The organism is Pandoraea pnomenusa, from assembly GCF_040391475.1.
In the GTDB taxonomy this organism is placed as follows: domain Bacteria; phylum Pseudomonadota; class Gammaproteobacteria; order Burkholderiales; family Burkholderiaceae; genus Pandoraea; species Pandoraea pnomenusa_C.
Genome location: NZ_JBEBXS010000001.1, coordinates 356,231 through 373,790, shown reverse-complemented (window position 1 = coordinate 373,790; position 17,560 = coordinate 356,231). Strand labels below are relative to the sequence as shown.

17 protein-coding genes are annotated in these 17,560 nt (G+C 62.7%); 14 read left to right on the top strand and 3 right to left on the bottom strand.

The genetic code is table 11. The annotated features are described in order from the left end of the window. The first annotated feature begins 60 nt into the window (after positions 1 to 60). The 11 genes from ABWO90_RS01530 (at position 61) to ABWO90_RS01480 (ending at position 13,558) form a co-directional block, all read left to right on the top strand. The gene (locus ABWO90_RS01530) at positions 61 to 1,173 is read left to right on the top strand and encodes an efflux RND transporter periplasmic adaptor subunit (protein ID WP_353189426.1); all 1,113 of its coding nucleotides are present in this window, start codon (positions 61 to 63) and stop codon (positions 1,171 to 1,173) included. Further along, positions 1,170 to 4,235, top strand: coding sequence for an efflux RND transporter permease subunit (locus ABWO90_RS01525; RefSeq protein WP_353189425.1), 3,066 nt, complete (start codon positions 1,170 to 1,172; stop codon positions 4,233 to 4,235). The genes ABWO90_RS01530 and ABWO90_RS01525 overlap by 4 nt, the downstream gene beginning before the upstream one ends. A gap of 119 nt (positions 4,236 to 4,354) precedes the next feature. Further along, entirely contained in the window at positions 4,355 to 4,882 is a 528-nt protein-coding gene (locus ABWO90_RS01520; protein WP_353189424.1) for a Na+/H+ antiporter subunit E, read from the top strand. Further along, positions 4,875 to 5,159: an MrpF/PhaF family protein gene (locus tag ABWO90_RS01515; RefSeq protein WP_353189423.1), complete on the top strand. Its 285-nt coding sequence runs from the start codon at positions 4,875 to 4,877 to the stop codon at positions 5,157 to 5,159. Before ABWO90_RS01520 ends, ABWO90_RS01515 begins: the two co-directional genes overlap by 8 nt. After that, positions 5,156 to 5,449, top strand: coding sequence for a monovalent cation/H(+) antiporter subunit G (gene mnhG / locus ABWO90_RS01510; RefSeq protein WP_353189422.1), 294 nt, complete (start codon positions 5,156 to 5,158; stop codon positions 5,447 to 5,449). The genes ABWO90_RS01515 and mnhG overlap by 4 nt, the downstream gene beginning before the upstream one ends. Beyond that, the gene (locus ABWO90_RS01505) at positions 5,446 to 6,390 is read left to right on the top strand and encodes a hydrogenase subunit MbhD domain-containing protein (RefSeq protein ID WP_353189421.1); all 945 of its coding nucleotides are present in this window, start codon (positions 5,446 to 5,448) and stop codon (positions 6,388 to 6,390) included. The genes mnhG and ABWO90_RS01505 overlap by 4 nt, the downstream gene beginning before the upstream one ends. Beyond that, positions 6,387 to 6,740 carry a sodium:proton antiporter gene (locus tag ABWO90_RS01500; protein WP_353189420.1) on the top strand — a complete coding sequence of 118 codons (354 nt, stop codon included), beginning with the start codon at positions 6,387 to 6,389 and terminating at the stop codon, positions 6,738 to 6,740. Before ABWO90_RS01505 ends, ABWO90_RS01500 begins: the two co-directional genes overlap by 4 nt. Then, positions 6,737 to 8,248 (top strand): complex I subunit 5 family protein, encoded by a 1,512-nt coding sequence (locus tag ABWO90_RS01495; RefSeq protein ID WP_353189419.1) that lies wholly within the window; start codon positions 6,737 to 6,739, stop codon positions 8,246 to 8,248. Before ABWO90_RS01500 ends, ABWO90_RS01495 begins: the two co-directional genes overlap by 4 nt. Next, the gene (locus tag ABWO90_RS01490) at positions 8,245 to 9,885 is read left to right on the top strand and encodes a complex I subunit 5 family protein (protein WP_353189418.1); all 1,641 of its coding nucleotides are present in this window, start codon (positions 8,245 to 8,247) and stop codon (positions 9,883 to 9,885) included. Before ABWO90_RS01495 ends, ABWO90_RS01490 begins: the two co-directional genes overlap by 4 nt. A 76-nt stretch (positions 9,886 to 9,961) precedes the next feature. Beyond that, entirely contained in the window at positions 9,962 to 11,431 is a 1,470-nt protein-coding gene (locus tag ABWO90_RS01485; RefSeq protein ID WP_353189417.1) for an efflux transporter outer membrane subunit, read from the top strand. Between the two features lie 48 nt (positions 11,432 to 11,479). Next, the gene (locus ABWO90_RS01480) at positions 11,480 to 13,558 is read left to right on the top strand and encodes an esterase/lipase family protein (protein WP_353189416.1); all 2,079 of its coding nucleotides are present in this window, start codon (positions 11,480 to 11,482) and stop codon (positions 13,556 to 13,558) included. Between the two features lie 34 nt (positions 13,559 to 13,592). Here ABWO90_RS01480 and ABWO90_RS01475 read toward each other — a convergent pair whose 3' ends face one another. Beyond that, complete coding sequence (locus ABWO90_RS01475; protein WP_353189415.1) at positions 13,593 to 14,549, bottom strand: cation diffusion facilitator family transporter; 957 nt, start codon at positions 14,547 to 14,549, stop codon at positions 13,593 to 13,595. A gap of 507 nt (positions 14,550 to 15,056) precedes the next feature. Here ABWO90_RS01475 and ABWO90_RS01470 point away from each other — a divergent pair. Continuing rightward, on the top strand, positions 15,057 to 15,332 hold the full coding sequence (locus tag ABWO90_RS01470; protein ID WP_353189414.1) for a hypothetical protein: 276 nt from the start codon (positions 15,057 to 15,059) through the stop codon (positions 15,330 to 15,332). Positions 15,333 to 15,361: 29 nt separating this feature from the next. Here the strand turns inward: ABWO90_RS01470 and ndhC are convergent, their stop codons facing one another. Together ndhC and ABWO90_RS01460 are read right to left on the bottom strand one after the other, a co-directional pair. Further along, positions 15,362 to 15,721 (bottom strand): NADH-quinone oxidoreductase subunit A, encoded by a 360-nt coding sequence (gene ndhC / locus ABWO90_RS01465; protein ID WP_353189668.1) that lies wholly within the window; start codon positions 15,719 to 15,721, stop codon positions 15,362 to 15,364. A gap of 181 nt (positions 15,722 to 15,902) precedes the next feature. Continuing rightward, positions 15,903 to 16,217 (bottom strand): DMT family transporter, encoded by a 315-nt coding sequence (locus tag ABWO90_RS01460; RefSeq protein WP_353189413.1) that lies wholly within the window; start codon positions 16,215 to 16,217, stop codon positions 15,903 to 15,905. Positions 16,218 to 16,423: 206 nt separating this feature from the next. Between ABWO90_RS01460 and ABWO90_RS01455 the strand changes: the two genes are divergently transcribed. After that, on the top strand, positions 16,424 to 16,678 hold the full coding sequence (locus tag ABWO90_RS01455; protein WP_353189412.1) for a ParD-like family protein: 255 nt from the start codon (positions 16,424 to 16,426) through the stop codon (positions 16,676 to 16,678). Continuing rightward, the gene (gene map / locus ABWO90_RS01450; protein WP_353189411.1) at positions 16,678 to 17,517 is read left to right on the top strand and encodes a type I methionyl aminopeptidase; all 840 of its coding nucleotides are present in this window, start codon (positions 16,678 to 16,680) and stop codon (positions 17,515 to 17,517) included. The genes ABWO90_RS01455 and map overlap by 1 nt, the downstream gene beginning before the upstream one ends. Positions 17,518 to 17,560 lie beyond the last annotated feature (43 nt).

Genomic DNA, 17,560 nt, shown 5'->3' with positions numbered 1-17,560 from the left:
CGTGTTGTTCAATCCGCGTGGATGCGCAATAGGCGTCCGCCGCTTCTGAGGAATACATCAGTGTCCGCGAATCATGCATTGGGGCGAGCAGGGCAACTGTCGTTGGCTGTGACGCTATGCGCGTTGGTCGCCGGGGTATTGCTCGGCGGATGCCGCAAGGGTGAAGACGCGCCGGTGACAGAGGTGCGACCGGTTCGCGTCATCAGGGTGGAAAAGCAGGAGGCGGGCGCGAGCATCGCCTTGACAGGCCGGCTCCAGGCGCAGGCCGAGATCAATCAGTCGTTTCGTATCGACGGGCGCCTGTTATCGCGCAGCGTCGACGTGGGTGACCACGTCAGGCCAGGGCAGGTGATTGCCCGGCTCGACCGGATGAACGAAGAAAGCAATCTTCAATCCGCGCGTGCGCAGCTGTCCGCCGCTCAGGCGCAGGCCATAGAAGCCCGCAGCATGTTTACGCGCATGCGCGACCTGCTTGCCGAGAATGCCGTATCGCGCGCCTCGTTCGAGCAGGCCCAGGCGATGGCCAAGGTGACGCAGTCGCAGGTTGACTCAGCGCAGTCGCTGGTGAGCATCGCCCAGAATCGACTGAGCTACACCGATCTGGTTTCCGACGTGGCAGGCGTCGTCACGGCGCGAGGCGCGGAGCCTGGCGAGGTGGTTCCTGCGGGTCGGATGATCGTCCAGGTCGCCCGCGAAGGCGAGGTGGACGCCGTCTTCGACGTGCCGCCCGCCATCAAAGATGCGGCACCCGGTAATCCCGATATCGTCGTCGCCCTCGCCACTAATCCCGAAATCACCGCGCCCGGCAAGGTGCGGGAAGTTTCTCCGCGGGCGGATCCGGTCACCGGGACGTTCGCGATCCGGGTCCGATTGATCAAACCACCGAGCGCCATGCGTTTGGGCAGCACGGTCATCGGCCACATGAAACTACAGCGGCCGCCGGCCATCGAGATTCCCGCCAGCGCGCTGATTCAGCCCGGTGGCAAAGCGGCGGTCTGGGTGGTGGATACGAAAACCAGTACGGTGTCCGTGCGAGAGGTGGTGTTGCTCGCGAACGGTGACGATCGGGTTCAGATCTCGCAAGGCCTTTCTGACGGCGACGTTGTCGTGACTGCGGGTGTGCAAGCCTTGCGACCCGGGCAGAAAGTTAACTGGAACGGGGAAGTCAGGTGATCGGTCCCAATCTCTCCGAATGGGCGCTTTCGAAGCGCCCGCTGGTCGTGTTTCTCATGCTCGCTGCATTGATCGCGGGCACGTTGTCGTTTCTTCGGCTGGGGCGCGCAGAAGATCCCGTATTCACGTTTCGCACCATGGTGGTGGCAGCCGCGTGGCCGGGGGCCACCGTCGACGATACCCTCTCCCAGGTGACCGAACGGTTGGAACGCACGTTGCAGGAGACCCGTCATCTGGACCGGGTACGAAGCTACACGACGGCAGGCCAGACGACGATCTTCGTCGATCTGCTGCAGTCGACACCGCCATCGGAAGTCCAGGACATCTGGTATCAGGTTCGCAAGAACGTCAACGACATGCAGCAAACGTTGCCGGCAGGCACGCTGGGGCCATTCTTCAATGATGACTTTGGCGATACCTACGGGATCATCTACGGCTTTACCGCGGATGGCTTCAACATGCGCGAGCTGCGCGATCGCGTGGAGGCGATACGTTCGCGCCTTCTGCTGGTGCCCGACGTCTCCAAGATCGACGTACTGGGCGCGCAGGACGAGCAGATCTTCATCGAGTTCTCGACGACACGGCTGGCGGGCCTGCGGCTCGACTACGGTGCCATCGTCGCGGCCTTGCGGTCGCAAAACGTCATCCGGCCTTCCGGCGTGTTGCAGACCGGGCAGGAACGTGTGTTCTTCCGGGTCACCGGTGCATTTGATTCAGAGCGTGATATCGAGAATGTCAACCTCGTGCTCGGCGGACGGATCGTTCGTCTTGGCGACATCGCCACGGTACGACGAGGGCTGACCAACCCACCGCAGCCGATGTTCCGTGTCAACGGAAGGCCCGCTATTGGCCTGGCAATCGCTATGCGCGACTCCGGCGATATCCTGGCCCTCGGCCACAACCTGAAAGCCGAGATGGCAGACGCCACGGCAAGTCTTCCGGCGGGCATCGAGCCGTTTCTCGTGGCCAACCAGTCCGACACCGTCGATGTCGCGATCAACGACTTCATGGCCTCGCTCTGGCAGGCCATCGCCATCATCCTCGTGTGCAGCTTCGTCAGCCTTGGTGTCCGGCCCGGCGCGGTAGTCGCGCTATCGATCCCGCTCACGCTCGCCATCGTTTTCGCCATCATGGATGTCGTGCACATCGACCTGCATCGCGTGTCGCTGGGTGCGCTCATTATCGCGTTGACACTGATGGTCGATGACGCCATGACCACGGTTGACGCCATGATCAATCGCCTTGCGGCCGGAGACACCAAGGACCAGGCGGCGACATTCGCCTATCGAACGCTGGCCGCGCCGATGCTGATTGGCACGCTTGTGTCGATCTCCAGTTTTGTGCCGATCGGGTTCGCAAAGAGTTCAGCCGGCGAATACACGTTCTCGATCTTTGCCGTGGTGGCGATCGCATTGCTTGTCTCGTGGTTTGGTGCTGTGATTTTCTCCCCGCTGGTGGGACAGGCCATCCTGAAGGCGCCAGACAAGGAGAAGGCGCCGACCAAGCCCGGCCGGATGCTGATGGCGTACGACCGCTTCCTGCGCGGCGCGCTGCAACGGCGTTGGCTGACGATTGCGATCACGCTCGCTGCATTCGTCATTGCCATCCTGCTCGTACGGTTCGTGCCGCAGCAGTTCTTCCCGGCCTCCGACCGGCCCGAGCTGACGGTCGACCTGACGCTGCGCCAGAACGCCTCGATTCACGCAACCGAAGCGCAGGTCGAGCAACTCGAGGCCATCCTGAAGCGTGACCCCGATGTCGACCACTTCAGTAGCTACGTGGGGCGCGGCGCCGTGAGATTCATTCTTACGCTGAACGTTCAGTTGCCCAATCCGTTCTTCGCCCAGATCGTGGTGGTGGCAAAGAACCTTGAGGCCCGTGATCGTCTGCAACGCAAGCTGGAGAAGGTGCTCAGCGAACAGTTTCCCGATATCGTGTCGCGCGTATCTCCGCTCGAGTTGGGACCGCCCGTGGGCTGGCCACTCCAATATCGGCTGTCGGGTCCTGATCCTGCACAAGTGCGCCGATTCGCGCTCGATCTCGCGGGTATCGTGGGCACGGACGAGCGCACGCGCCACATCAATTTCGACTGGATGGAGCCTGCGCGCCAGATCAGGATCCACATCAATCAGGATGAGGCTCGCCAACTCGGAGTGAGCAGTGCCGCGCTCGCTGCGATCATGAACACGGTGATCACCGGCACACCGATTACGCAGATTCGCGACGACATATACCTCGTCAACGTCGTTGCACGTGCGGCGGCGGATGTGCCGCTGACGGTACAGTCACTGAGCACCTTGCAGGTGCCGACCCCGAGCGGTCGGATGGTGCCGCTGAGTCAGTTCGCAACGTTCTCCGAGGCGCAGGAATCGCCGCTCGTGTGGCGGCGAAACCGGGTTCCGACGCTTACCGTGCGAGCGGATGTCATGCACGGCGCCCTCCCGGATGAGGTGGTGGCGAAGATCGCACCGAAGATCGCCGCATTCAACGACAAGCTTCCCCGCGGTTATCGCGTTCAGACGGGCGGCATATTCGAAGAAAGCGCGACATCACAGGCGTCGGTGTTCGCGGTGGTGCCGATCATGGTCGTGCTGATGCTGTTCACCATGATGGTGCTGCTGGTCAGCTTCAAGCGCCTGGCCATGGTGGTCTCGGTCATGCCGCTGGGATTGATTGGCGTTGTGCTTGCGTTGCTACTCTTTAATCGGCCGCTAGGCTTCGTCGCCATTTTGGGGATACTTGCGTTGATCGGCATGATCGCCAAGAACGGGCTGATCCTGATCGTGCAAATCGAAACGTATCGTCAGGAGGGGATGCGTGTGCTGGACGCCGTGGTCGCGTCGGGCACGTCACGGATACGGCCGATGATGCTGACCTCGATCTCCACGGTGCTCGGCCTGATACCGATCGCCCCCACCGTTTTCTGGGGCGCAATGGCGTTCGCGATCATGGGCGGTTTGCTCGTCGCCACCCTCCTGACGCTCGTATTCCTGCCTGCGCTCTATCTCGTGGTGTTCGGCAAGGAAGATCGGTCCGAGTCTGCGGCGCGCGAGACAGCGTAGGGGGGCTACCCGGGAATCCGGTATCCGTCCTCGGCCTTTGGCACGGTTGGCGCCGTCGGGACGCGCGGGGGCGGGCGTTGGGGCAGGGCCCGTGGGTCCTGTCAAAGGAGGCTTCGTTCATGGACTCACCACTGTTGGACACTTTCCGACGCGAGTGGCAAGCGCACTGGCGAGTCGGATTGGCCCGTGCACCGTATTTCCTGGCGTTGTGGTTCGTGCTCAACCCGGGGCTCGCGCTTGCCGATGTCTTCTGCGGCGTCGTTGCGACGGTCATCGCCACACATATGAGCCTTCGCCTACTGCCGCCCTCGGCGGGGCGCATACGCGTGGGCGCGTTATGCGTTTTCGCACCACACTTCCTCGCGCAGTCGGTGCTGGCAGGTATCGATGTTGCACGTCGGGCGCTCGATCCGAAACTGCCTTTGAAGCCGGGGACCGTGGTGTACCGCACCGGATTCCCGGCCGGGACAGCGCGCAACGGTTTCGCCATCATCACCAGTCTCCTGCCGGGGTCGCTTCCCGTGGACGAGACCGACGACGGCATCGTTTACCACTGCCTCGATATCACGCAGCCGGTCGCGGAAGCACTGGCGGACGAAGAGAGGCGTCTTTCGGGGGCGTTGCTCTCAGGAGAGCGTGATGGTTAATGTGCTGATCGTGGTCTGTGGACTCGTGCTGCTGATGGTGGCCTTAGGCCTGCTGAGCGTATTGCGCGGGCCCACGCGCGCCGACCGGATGATGGCCGCGCAGCTATTCGGCACCGGTGGCATTGCCGCCTTGCTGCTGGTCGGTACGGCCAGCGGTGTCGATGCTGTCGTGGATGTTGCGTTGACGCTGGCGGTGCTTGCGGCGTTCGCATCGGCGGCATTCGTGAAGGCCGATAGCCAGCCCACCGGCAACATCCGGAACGAGGACGCGACATGAGAACCGCTATCGACGTGTTCACGATCGCCGCCATGGTGGCCGGTCTGTTTTTCTTCATGGCGGGCACCGTTGGACTCTTGCGATTTCCCGACACCTTCACCCGGCTGCACGCGCTTACCAAGGCCGACAACCTTGGGCTCGGCATGGTGGTGGTCGGACTGCTCCCGCAGGTTGACAGTATCACGGTGGCCCTCAAACTGATCGTTGTATGGCTGCTGGTGATGCTGACGGCGTCGGACGTCTCGCAGCTCATTGCGCGGGCTGCGCGCCGACAGGAGAACCAGCAATGACGGCCGCCATTTCCGTCGGCATCAGCCTGCTGCTGCTCGGACTGGCGTTCTGGACCGTGGTTGCGCGCGACACGTTCGCGGCGGTGGCCGGCTTCATACCGTACGGCTTGCTGCTGACCCTCGCCTGGCTGGTATTGCGCGCCGTCGACGTGGCGTTGACCGAAGCGGCCATCGGCGCCGGACTGACGGGGGCACTGCTGATTCGCGCCGCGTCCCGGCTGCGGTCGACGGAATTGGCGGCCCGAGCCGAAACGCCCGGCCTCGCCACTCGGGTGGGTGCGGGTCTCGCCGCGGCGGGTGTGGCGGGCGGTGTCGCCGCGTGCCTGCTGAGCCTGCCGGACCCCGCGCCGACGCTAGCGCCGCAGGTTGCGCAGGAAATCCACCGCACCGGTGTGGGCAATCCCATCACGGCGGTGCTGCTCTCGTTCCGCGCGATCGACACGCTGCTCGAAGCCATCGTGTTGCTGTTCGGTGTTGTCGGCGTATGGTCGCTGGCGTCGGACGCCTGCTGGGGCGGTAGGCCGGGCGTGGCGCAAGCCGTTGGCCCGAATGACATCCTCGTCTATCTGGCGCGCGTATTACCGCCGATAGGCGTGGTGATTGGTATCTACATCTTCTGGGTCGGCGCCGATCATCCTGGGGGGAAGTTCCAGGGCGCGACGGTGATCGCGGCGATGTGGCTGCTCGTCATGATGTCCGGGTTGCGCGACGCGCCGTCAACAGGCCGCCGCAGGCTGCGCGCCGTGCTCATTCTCGGTCCGACGGTCTTCATCGCCCTCGGTCTGCTCGGCGTGCCTGCGGCCGGGGCGCTTCTGGCCTACCCGGACGGCTGGGCAAAGCCGTGGATCATCGTCATCGAAGCTGCACTTCTACCGTCGCTGGCTGTCACGCTGGTGCTGTTGCTGGTTGGCCCGCCGCAGCGCCCGGAGGCGCATCGATGAACGTCTCCCAGCTATTCGCGCTCACTGCGGCCGCGCTCATCGGGCTTGGCTTGTATGGCGTGATCGCCAGTCCGCAGCCGCTGCGCAAGGTACTGGCTTTCAATGTCATGGGGAATGGCGTGTTTCTCGCGTGCGCCGTGATCGCTCACCGCGGCGCGGCGGCCGGTATGTCCGGCGACCCCGTGCCTCAGGCCTTGTTGATCACCGCGATCGTCGTATCGTTCGCGGCGTCCGCGCTGGCGGTGGCATTGATGTTGCGCCGTTATGCACAGACGGGAACGAATTCGCTTTCGGACGACGGCGATGTTGGCGCCCCGAACGTTCGCACGGATACGGAGGTGAAGAGGTGACGCTGACGCCCCTGAATCCGTCGACGCAGGGAGGCCTGTCCCTCGCGCTCGCCGTGCTCGTGCCATTCGCCGGGGTGCTGGTCGGTATCGTGCTGGGCGGACGCGGCGCGCAGCGCATGGCATGGATCACGATCGTGGCGGGCATCGGCGTCGTGGTCGACGTGACGACGCGGCTACTGACGTCGGGCGATGCATTGCGATACGCACTGGGTGGTTGGGCACCGCCGCTGGGCGTTACGCTACACGCTGACGGACTGTCCGTCTGCATGATGCTTGTGGTGGCCGTGGTCGTCGGTGCGGTCGCCGTCTATGCCAATGGCGATTTCGACACACCGGCACAGTCGCGCGAGGCGCGCGCGCCGTTTTCGTTCTGGCTCTTGCTGCTGGCGGTCTGGGGATCCCTTAATCTGGTCTTCGTGAGCGGCGATGTCTTTACGCTCTATGTCGCGCTGGAACTTCTCACGTTCGCAGGCGTGCCATTGGTGTCGCTGGATGGACGAGCCGAGACCCTGCAGGCCGCCTTGCGTTATCTCTTGTACGCGCTGATCGGCTCGATGTTGTACTTGCTGGGCGTATTCCTGATCTATGGCGCCTACGGAACGCTGGATGTCGAACTCCTGGGCCGAATGACAGGCCCCGGACTTGTCGTGTGGACCGCAATGGCGCTCATGACGGCCGGGATGCTCGCCAAGACCGCGCTGTTCCCTCTGCATTTGTGGTTGCCGCCGGCGCACGCCGGTGCACCGGCTGCGGCCAGCGCGCTGCTCTCGGCACTCGTCGTCAAGGGATCCTGGTTCGTGATTGTCCGGCTATGGCTCGACGTCTTTGGCGGTGTCGTTGGCGCGCCAGTTGCCCAACTCCTTGCCGGCCTGGGGGCGCTGGCAATCGTCGTCGGCAATGTGGTGGCGTTGCGGCAATTGCGGTTGAAGCTCCTGATCGCTTACTCGACCGTTGCCCAGATTGGTTATCTGTTCCTTCTGTTTCCACTGGTTGCGCAGCCGGACGGCGCTCGGGCCGTCACGGGAGGCTTGTTACAGGCTGTCTCGCACGCCAGCGCAAAGGCTGCCATGTTCCTTGCGGCGGGCTTGATCTATTCGACGCTCGGTCATGATCGACTGGCCGATCTCCGCGGTGCAGGCCGTGCTCTGCCCATGACACTCACCGCGTTCGCGCTTGCCGGAGCCACCTTGATCGGGCTACCGCCGAGTGGCGGGTTTCTGGCCAAATGGCTGCTGATGTCGGTGTCGCTCGAGGCCGGCCAATGGTGGTGGGCCGTGGTGATGCTGCTGGGGGGGCTGCTGACCAGCGCGTATGTGTTCATCGTGCTTGTACGCGCCATTGCGCCAGCAGAGGCCGGATGGACACCGAAGCGACAAGTGCCACGCTACCAGGAGTTTGCGGTGCTCGGACTCGCGACGGGTTCGTTCCTGCTTGGCCTGGTTGTGATGCTACCCGTTGACGTGGCACAGGTTGGCCGAAGTGCGTCGGCCCCGGCGAGGGTGCCATGAATCCGACCGAAATTCTGCTTGCCGTTGCCGTGGGGCTGCCATTGCTGATGGTGTTGCTTTGTGTGTCCGCGCCGTGGCGTCAACGGCTGCCACTCTGGTTCCCGGTTGCGCCGCTGCCTGCGCTGGCGCTGGCCATCGTCGGCGATCGGCACGCAACGCTGGTGCTCGGTTCCAGCCGCTTCGCATTTCGGTTCGCCCTGGACATGCCTGGCGCGGTGCTGTTGGGCACGGCGGCCATCCTCTGGGCGGGCGCGGGGAGCTATGCCGCGGGCTGGTTGCGTTCCGGGCGGCGCCGCGACGCCTTCGTCGTCTGCTGGTTGATGGCGATGACCGGGAGCGTGGGCGTGTTCCTCGCGGCGGATCTCATCAGCTTTTATCTGATGCTTGCGGTGTTGAGCGTGGGCGCCAGTGGCCTGGTGCTTCAGGGGGAGGGGGGCGACGCGGTGCATGCGAGCGGGCTCTATCTGGGCGTTGCGCTGCTCGCTGAAGCATTCGTTCTGGCCGCGCTGGTGTTGATGGTGCAGGCCACTCCGGATGGCAGCCTGCTGCTTCGTGACGCCGCAGCCGCCTTGCGCAGCGCACCGTCACGCGACACCACATTGATTCTGCTGCTCGTTGGGCTCGGGATGAAAGCGGGGCTTGTGCCGATGCATTTCTGGATGCCACGTGCGTACCGCGCGGCACCTGTGCCCGCTGCCGCAGTGATGAGCGGTGCGGTGGTCAAGGCGAGTGTGATCGCGCTGGTTCGCTTCGTGCCGTTCGCGCCTGGCGACGCTTTGCCACATCTCGGCATGCCCATGGCTGTCCTCGGGATGCTTGGCGCTTTCTACGGGGTGGCGATCGGCGTCATGCAGTCGCATCCGAAAGTGATCCTGGCCTATTCAAGCGTGAGCCAGATGGGATTCCTGATGGCAGTCATCGGCATGGGGCTCGCGGCGGGAAATCCTGCGACGGTCATGGCCACCACGTTCTACGCCGCGCATCATTTGCTGGTGAAAGGCACGCTGTTTCTGGCGGTGGGCGTGATCGGACTGACGGGCGTCGAAGCGTCGCGCCGCGTGGTGATACCGACGGCGATTATCGCGCTTGGGCTGGGCGGCCTGCCGCTGACGGGGGGCTCGCTGGCCAAGGTTGCGGCGAAGGCGGTGATGGACGGCGCGCTCGCGAATTCACTGGCCGTGGCGTCTTCCGTCGCAACGACACTGCTCATGCTTCATTTTGTACGGGCTCTCAGTGCCACGACGGCGGCGACCCCCGCTGCGCGCGCGGGCGCTCCGCTTTCCCGGGCATGGCTGGGCATGCTGCTGGTGTCGCTTGTCGGGCCGTGGATCCTGTTTCTGCATATCCCCATGGGTACGCTGCCGGACGCGCTCGCGCCTGCGGCGTTGTGGGCAGCGCTCTGGCCTGTGCTCGCCGGCGCGGTACTGGCGGCGGCCGCATATCGGTTGACGATGCATGGGGCACGCACGCCACCCAATAGCGAGGGCGGGTTCCGTCGCGGACTACCGCGATTCGTGGCGGGGGCAGGGCGACTTGCACAGTGTGCGGATGCAGTCTTGCGGGAATGGTCGGTGTCGTGCCTGGCGCTGCTACTCGTGGTGCTTCTGTTGGGGGGGGCCGTGGCTGCGACGGCGTGAACCGGGGAGACGCGCTGCGAGAACGTTTGACGCGTGCGTGAGACGCGCGCGGTGGATGCAAACGAAGGAGTCTGTGATGAGAACACCCATGCGTGCTGCGATTGTCGCCGTTGCCACGGGATGCCTGGCCGGCTGCATGACGGTAGTGGGCCCCGATTACCGTCGCCCTGAAGTGCAAGCCCCGGCGACATGGCGCATCGACCTGCCACAGGCCGAAGCCATTGCGAACACCGCCTGGTGGGAGCAGTTCCAGGATCCGGTGCTGGACGACCTGATTCAGTCGGCCCTACGGGACAATCTCGACGTGCGTGTCGCGGCTGCGCGTGTCGACCAGTTCATGGGCGTGCTACGTTCCGCGCGCGCCCAGGGGCTTCCGCAAATCGGCTACGGTGCGAGCGCGGGACGCAATCGTGCCAGCCAAGTCGGCATGCCGCCGTTGCCCCCGACCCTCGATCCCGTGTTCACGCTATATCAGGGCACGCTGTCCGCCGCATGGCAGATAGACCTGTTCGGGCGCGTTGCACGCCTGACCGAGGCCGCGCAGGCTCAGGTGTATGCCAGCGAACAGGCGCAGCGGGGTGTGGTGCTTTCGCTGGTGACCGGCGTGGCGTCGAGTTACATCACGCTGCGTGGGTTGGACCGCCAACTGGAGGTTGCGCAATCGACAGCTGGCAATTTCGGCGAGACCCTGCGGATTTTCGAATTGCGTTTCAAGAAGGGACTGGTGTCGCAAACCGAACTTTCGCAGGTCAGTTCTCAGTACAAGCTTGCCCAGGCTGCCGTGCCCGCTATCGAGCAGCAGATTGCCGCTGTGGAGAACGCTATTTGTGTGCTTCTGGGGCGAAATCCCGGCCCCATTCCGCGAGGCAAGCCCGTGAGTGCGCTCGTGCTTCCGGAAATTCCGGCAGCGCTCCCGTCGTCGCTACTTGAACGTCGGCCCGATATTCTTCAGGCCGAACAGAATCTCGTGGCCGCCAACGCAAACGTCGGCGCTACGCGAGCGCTCTACTATCCGTCAATCTCCCTGACGGGCGCACTGGGTTCCATCAGCACGGCGTTCGGCGACTTCCTTTCCGGGCCGGCACAAGTCTGGTCACTCGCCGCGGGCATCGCCGGGCCGATCTTTACGTCCGGCGCGATCGGCGGACAGGTGCAATCGGCCGAGGCGCAGAAGGTGCAGGCCGAGTTGATCTACCGCCAAACGGTGCTCGCCGCATTCAGCGATACCAACAATGCGCTCATCGGTTCACGGAAGTCCATCGAGCAGACGGAACTTCAACAGCAGCGGGTGATTGCGCTGCGAGAGTTCTCTCGGTTGTCCAGGCTCAAGTTCGAGGACGGTCTGATCGGCTATCTTGAAGTATTGGTTTCTGAGAACGATCTGTTTTCCGCGGAACTCTCGCTCGCTGCGCTGCAGGCCTCCCGTTACAACCAGGTGATCGGCGTCTATCGGGCGATGGGGGGCGGCTGGGTCGATATCGCGGGGCGGGGAACACCGGTGGCCCTGAACGCGACAAGAGATGCGCGTAGCGCGCGGGGGCAGTGACGACGACGGGTAGAGGAGACGGATCTTGAGACGATCGAGGTGCTTTGCGTGGCATCTGCCCGAGAAGAGGTCGGGCCTTCCAACGATGCGACGAACGCTACGGCGGTTCGCTCGCTGATGTTGCGCTACGCCACATGCATTGTCCTCGCGATCGGCGTGCTTTCCGGTTGTGCGATGGTACGCGTGAGCGAGGTCGGTCCCGAGCAATATATCGCGATGCGCCGGGGCGACGTGCTGTCGACCGGCCGTCTGAGCGGCGCAACGCGCGCCACGTTGAATGCGGCGGGCCTGGACGAAGCGGCGTGCCAGCCTGACACGCGGCATTGCGTGGACGTGATCTCGGCGGACAGCGCCATCACGCTCGACCGGCGGCTTGCGAGCGCCTCGGAGCTATCCCTTCAGATGGCGCTGGCCAACACACCCACTAACGCCACAGTGTGGAGCGATGCACAGTTCGACATGTGGCTGCGGACGATCCGGTTTTCGTACGGTTTTCTTTTTCTTGGGCAGCGCGCACCTGCCGAGCGAGCCTTCGAAGATCGTCAGACGCAAGTTCGTGACTACTACAACTTTTCGGTCCAGGAGTTCGCGAGTGCGCTTTACCGTCGAAACGGGCGCGATAAGGAGGGTCTGGGACCCGATCTGAAGCGGCTCTCCGTGGCGGGATGGCTGATTCACGTCGACCTCTCCGCCATTCAATTGCCGGAAGACGCGCGCGAACTCCAGGAGGTGATCCCCGCCGCGAGACTGTCGTTTGCTGGGCTGCGCAGCGTTTTTCGTCGCGATGGTCTCGGGGCGGAGCTGGTGGCCGTGACGAAGACTGCCGACACGCATGACACGCCGGGCGAAGGCGATGAGGAAGCGGGCGGGGCGCGTGCCGCCGATGCGCCGGTAGTGCCATTTCGGTCGTTCAGAGAAATGCCGTCGCCCAACATTACCGCGCTGCTCAACTTCCGCGGCGACTCGCTGGCGCAGGTGCTCGATTCTCGCGAAGCAACCCTGTCCGTTTACGACCCGTATCGCGTGGAGGACGTGGATCGACGCGGGGAAAGTGTGCCACTGGCTGGCAATTTCAGTGCTGGCTACGGGGTCTGGCTCGCACGTTCCGGCTTTGCCGGACAATCGTTGCGCACACTGTTTGGTCGGTCGCGAGGTATTGACCGGCCACGCATTTACCTGATGCAGCCATTCGATCCAAATCGGCGCATCGTGCTGATGCTGCATGGTCTCGCGAGTAGTCCGGAAGCGTGGGTCAATGTCGCAAACGAGCTTCTCGGGGACGAAACCCTGCGCGAGCATTTCCAGGTGTGGCAGGTGTACTACCCGACGAATGCGCCGATCCTCGCGAATCTGGCTCGTATTCGCCGGGCAGTACGTCAGACGTTGGCGCATTTCGATCCCAAGGGCACGATGCCGGCCTCGCGCGGGATGGTGTTGATCGGGCACAGCATGGGAGGCGTGCTGGCGAGATTGCTTGTGTCCACGGCTGACGAGAACCTCATGTCGGCATTCGAGAAAGCGTTTGTGCCGACCGGGACACAGATTGATCTCGAAAACGAGCAAGTGAATCGGTTCTTGATGTTCACGCCGATGCCGCAGGTCGGCCGCGCCATTTTCATTGCGGCGCCTCATCGAGGCACGCCCTTCGCGAATAACCGGATTTCACGATGGGCGGCCAATCTTGTGCGTCTGCCGCTGGCTTTGCTACAGGAAATCGATGAAGTGGTACAGGTGGCCACCAATGCCAACAGCGCCGAACGCGCAGGTAGCACGTTTCACATTCCAAACAGCATTGACCAGCTTCGGGATAGTGATCCGATCATCCAGGCAGCCTCGCAGCTCCAGATAAGCCCGAAGGTATGTTTTCACTCGATTATTGCGAGACGCCAAGAGAACGGGCCGCTTGAGGATTCGGACGACGGCGTCGTGCCTTATCGCAGTGCACATCTGGAGGGGGCACGCTCTGAATTCATCGTCGTATCGAGACACAGTGTTCAGGAGTCGCCGCAAGCGATCAACGAGATTCGGCGCATCCTGCATGAGGACATCGAAGCATTCGATCATTCAAGGTCGGCCACTGAAATCGGCTGTTGGAACGCCGGCCGTGCGGGTGCGAGCGAGCAGTGATCATGTGCCAATCGAAGCGCTTTTGCCGCCGGAGTCAGTCCGAATGTCGACCGTCTTCCCAGTTCGGGTCAGCGCTGATCTGCACCGTTACCCGACTGCCGATTGGCTGTCGGTTCGTGACCGACCAGATGCGTTCCCGTAGTGCGTCCTGCGCTCGTACATTGCGTAGCTCGGAGTCGGCGTCGATCAGAATGCAGATATCCACCGAGTTCAATCGTCCGATTTGTATCACGTGGGTATGAAAGCGCAGAATTCCCGCGTTGTCACCGACGTCGGACAACAGCTGGCGCACGTCGTCCGTCGGATTGTTTTCTTCGGGGGGGACGTGCAAGAGTTCGCCGAAGCTACGGCCGATAACCTTGAGCGCAACGCCGACAAATATTAGCGAGAGCACGATCGTGACAGCGCTGTCGATGTAGCGCGACCACATGTCACGGAGATGGTCGGGCATCGCGCTGTACACCAGGAAACCGGCCATCGTCGCGGCGCTGAATGCCAGCTTGATGACCCATTTCCAGCTGTCGGTCTTCAGTAGCTTGGAATTGACTTTTTTGCTTGCCCAGAGCTTGTAGCGCACCATCACAAGACAAACGAGACAACTGCCCGCGGTGAACCACACGACCCCCCGTGTGTATACGTAATGGCCACCAGTGCGGATGCCTTCGATCCCATTGATCAGGCCATACGCGCAGACCAGCAGTATCATGACCCCGCTGATGCCATTGACGAGCGGCTCGAGAAACCAATAACCATGCTCATGCCGCTGGCTCGCCGGCGAATTGACCAGTGTCGCAGCGAGCACACCCAGGCCAGCCGTTGCGAGGTTGAGCAGATAGATAATGGCGGTCAGCAGCAGGGCATCTGACTGGATGAGTAACCCGTAAAAGATGTTGGCGGCAAAGCCGAAGCACGTGACGATGAGCGACACTCTCATCGCCTGTTTTTCGATCTCGGCGAGCTGCGCTTTTTCCAGCGTAGAGCGTATGGGCATGTCAGCTTCCTCGTTGGTGCGCAGTGCGAGGTGCCGTACACATCCGCTTCACCACGCATCAGGCTTGTCGCTGAAGATCAATCGCGATGTGCAACGGCGGGGACGTGACAAGCTCCCACCCACCGCCCATCGCACGAAAGAGCGCTACCTTCGCCTGGCCTTACTTGCGTGGCTAAAAGGGCTGCTGTGTGCAGCCCGGAATGTGCGCCTTCCCCCGAGACTGATGCGACTTACGCGGGGATATGGCGATTAAGTGTAGACGAAATTGCCCTGGAAGAGCATTCGCCATAGGCGCCTCTGGCGCACCACGCGAAACCAGCGTGCATCGTTGCGTCTACCGTACCGCATACGTTTTTGACAAAGCTTCGGTCGGCGACTGTGGATGGGCTTATCACTCAAATGGTGGATGCGATCTCCTCCAGCAGATGGTCACATACGGTGCGCAATCGTCGGTGTTGAAGGACTGCACCCGCAGCAGTCCAGCTCGATGACAGAACCGGGATGGGTATGCGAAAACGCATCGGAATACTACTCGTACTCACGGCAACAGCAGCGCTGGGGCAGGGCAATAACTGCGATTGCCAGCAATACACGGGCAACTGCGAAGCGTCGATTACCGTTGTGCCGACCCAGTCGACCAAAGGATCGTACGGCGCCGATCTTCAAATCAGCAGTGTGGGCAGTGTCCACGCGATGACACTGTCCGCCGATGGACAATCGCTGAGCGATCGCTGGTGCAACAAGGACGGCGGCTGCGCAGTATGCGTGATGCAACGACAGTAATCGTCGTTACCGTCGTGCGACTTCGGTCGTTACTCCCAATCAAACGCCTTCTTCTTCCATTCGTAGGCAAAGCCCAGCGCAAGAATCGCGAGGAACGCGATCATCGCGGTGAGGCTGATCCAGCCGGTCTCCCGAAGCGAAACTGCCCACGGCAAGGTGAACGCCAGTTCGATGTCGAAAATAATGAAGAAAATCGCCACGCGGTAGTAGCGCACATCGAACTTCCTTCGCGCGTCTCCGAATGCATTGAAGCCACATTCATATGGCGATCCTTTTTCGTCGTCGGGCCGGTTCGGGCGAATGGGTTTCGCCACGACAAGCAATCCACCGCCAATCAGCAGCCCGACGATCAGGAAAAGGAGCACGGGATAGTATTCAGCGAGGTCCATCATGAAGCACCCAAAAAACGTTTGAAAGCGGCAATGCAGAGGCGAGTTCGCGACGCACGCGAATTCGCTCGACGGCAGCAACCACGAAGCGGGCGTTAGCCCGAATGCGATCCGGATGCATGCCAATCACCCGTCACGCAGTGATCGACATGGCTATCGGACAGGGAAGGACGACGAACGCCTAGGAGGAGAGTTTCATCAGGATCAGGCCGCTGACGATCAACGCAGCGGCGCACAGGCGCGCGAGGGAGAGTGACTCGCCGAGCACGGCAACGCCGACGACGAACGCGCCAACCGCACCGATACCGGTCCAGATGGTGTAGGCAGTGCCAAGGGGGAGGGACTTCATGGAGACCGATAGCAATCCGAAGCTAGCGGCCATGGTGATGAGCGTGATGACGGACGGGGTCAGCTTCGTGAAGCCGGCGGATTGCTTCATCGCGAAGGCCCAGACAACCTCGAGACCACCCGCCAACGCCAAATAGATCCAAGCCATACGGCTCTCCTGAAAAGAGCCGGGCCGTCCCGGAATTGTCGTCAACTGGCTGAGGTCGTCCTCACGCCTGACACTATAGCCGACGGGGAACCGATAGGGAAGTGTCGGGGACTCAGGTGTCATCAGGCGCGTCGCGCCCTCGCCAACCTCACGCGGACCTGTTAATATACGTTTCGTAGCTATTTCGTATATATGGAGCCCGTACCATGGGTATCGTGAAGATATCGGAGCAAATGCACGAGGCGCTGCGCAATACCAGCGGAGCGCTCAGCCGCTCCATCAACGCGCAGGCCGAGCATTGGCTGCGCGTCGGCATGCTCGCCGAACTCAATCCCACGCTGAGTTACGGCGAAATCTGCCGCCGTCTCATCGAATCCGACGGCGCCCAGGCCAGCGAGGCCGCGGCTGCCGTTCCCCCAGCAACCGGTGCACCCGTCACCGCATTGAACAAGGTGGCCTAATGGTGCGCGAACGCGTTGTCATCCGCTCGAAAGAAGAAATCGCCCTGTCGCGTCGTGCAGGAGAAATGGCGGCACAGGTGCTCGCCATGATCGGCGAGCACGTCAAGCCCGGCGTCACGACGGACGAGCTTGATCGCCTCTGTCACGATTTCATCGTCGACGAATTGAAGGCGATTCCCGCCAATATCGGCTATCACGGCTATCCGAAGACCGTCTGCGCGTCGGTCAATCACGTCGTCTGCCACGGCATTCCCGGCGACAAGAAGCTGCACGACGGCGACATCGTGAATATCGACGTCGCCCTGATCAAGGACGGCTGGTTCGGCGACACGAGCCGCATGTATTACGCCGGCAAGCCGAGCATTCTCGCCAAGCGTCTGGTAGACACAACCTACGAGGCGATGCTGGCCGGCATTCGCGCCGTGCGTCCCGGTGCGACGCTGGGCGACGTCGGCTACGCGATCCAGACGGTCGCGCATCGCGAAGGCTTCAGCGTCGTGCGCGATTATTGCGGGCACGGCATCGGCACCACGTATCACGACGATCCGCAAGTGCTCCACTACGGACGTCCGAACACGGGCCTGACGCTGCGCCCGGGCATGATCTTCACGATCGAACCGATGATCAACGTCGGCAAGCCCGACACCAAGCAACTGGCGGACGGCTGGACCGTAGTAACCCGAGACCGGTCGTTGTCGGCGCAGTGGGAGCATATGGTTGCCGTGACGGAGACCGGTTTTGAGGTGTTGACCCAATGGCCCGATGGCCTTGGCGAGTACGCCCGCTTCGGCGCGTTGGGGGCTGTGGACGGTACTGCGACCACGGCCGACGCCGCCTGACGAAGAAGAACGCAACCTGAACGACGTTCGGGGCGCGAAGGCG

Coding starts and splice junctions, on each gene's coding strand:
- ABWO90_RS01520 (WP_353189424.1), top strand. CDS start 4,355: ATGGACTCACCACTGTTGGACACTTTCCGACGCGAGTGGCAAGCGCAC.
- ABWO90_RS01515 (WP_353189423.1), top strand. CDS start 4,875: ATGGTTAATGTGCTGATCGTGGTCTGTGGACTCGTGCTGCTGATGGTG.
- mnhG (WP_353189422.1), top strand. CDS start 5,156: ATGAGAACCGCTATCGACGTGTTCACGATCGCCGCCATGGTGGCCGGT.
- ABWO90_RS01505 (WP_353189421.1), top strand. CDS start 5,446: ATGACGGCCGCCATTTCCGTCGGCATCAGCCTGCTGCTGCTCGGACTG.
- ABWO90_RS01500 (WP_353189420.1), top strand. CDS start 6,387: ATGAACGTCTCCCAGCTATTCGCGCTCACTGCGGCCGCGCTCATCGGG.
- ABWO90_RS01490 (WP_353189418.1), top strand. CDS start 8,245: ATGAATCCGACCGAAATTCTGCTTGCCGTTGCCGTGGGGCTGCCATTG.
- ABWO90_RS01485 (WP_353189417.1), top strand. CDS start 9,962: ATGAGAACACCCATGCGTGCTGCGATTGTCGCCGTTGCCACGGGATGC.
- ABWO90_RS01475 (WP_353189415.1), bottom strand. CDS start 14,549: ATGCCCATACGCTCTACGCTGGAAAAAGCGCAGCTCGCCGAGATCGAA.
- ABWO90_RS01470 (WP_353189414.1), top strand. CDS start 15,057: ATGCGAAAACGCATCGGAATACTACTCGTACTCACGGCAACAGCAGCG.
- ndhC (WP_353189668.1), bottom strand. CDS start 15,721: ATGGACCTCGCTGAATACTATCCCGTGCTCCTTTTCCTGATCGTCGGG.
- ABWO90_RS01460 (WP_353189413.1), bottom strand. CDS start 16,217: ATGGCTTGGATCTATTTGGCGTTGGCGGGTGGTCTCGAGGTTGTCTGG.
- ABWO90_RS01455 (WP_353189412.1), top strand. CDS start 16,424: ATGGGTATCGTGAAGATATCGGAGCAAATGCACGAGGCGCTGCGCAAT.
- map (WP_353189411.1), top strand. CDS start 16,678: ATGGTGCGCGAACGCGTTGTCATCCGCTCGAAAGAAGAAATCGCCCTG.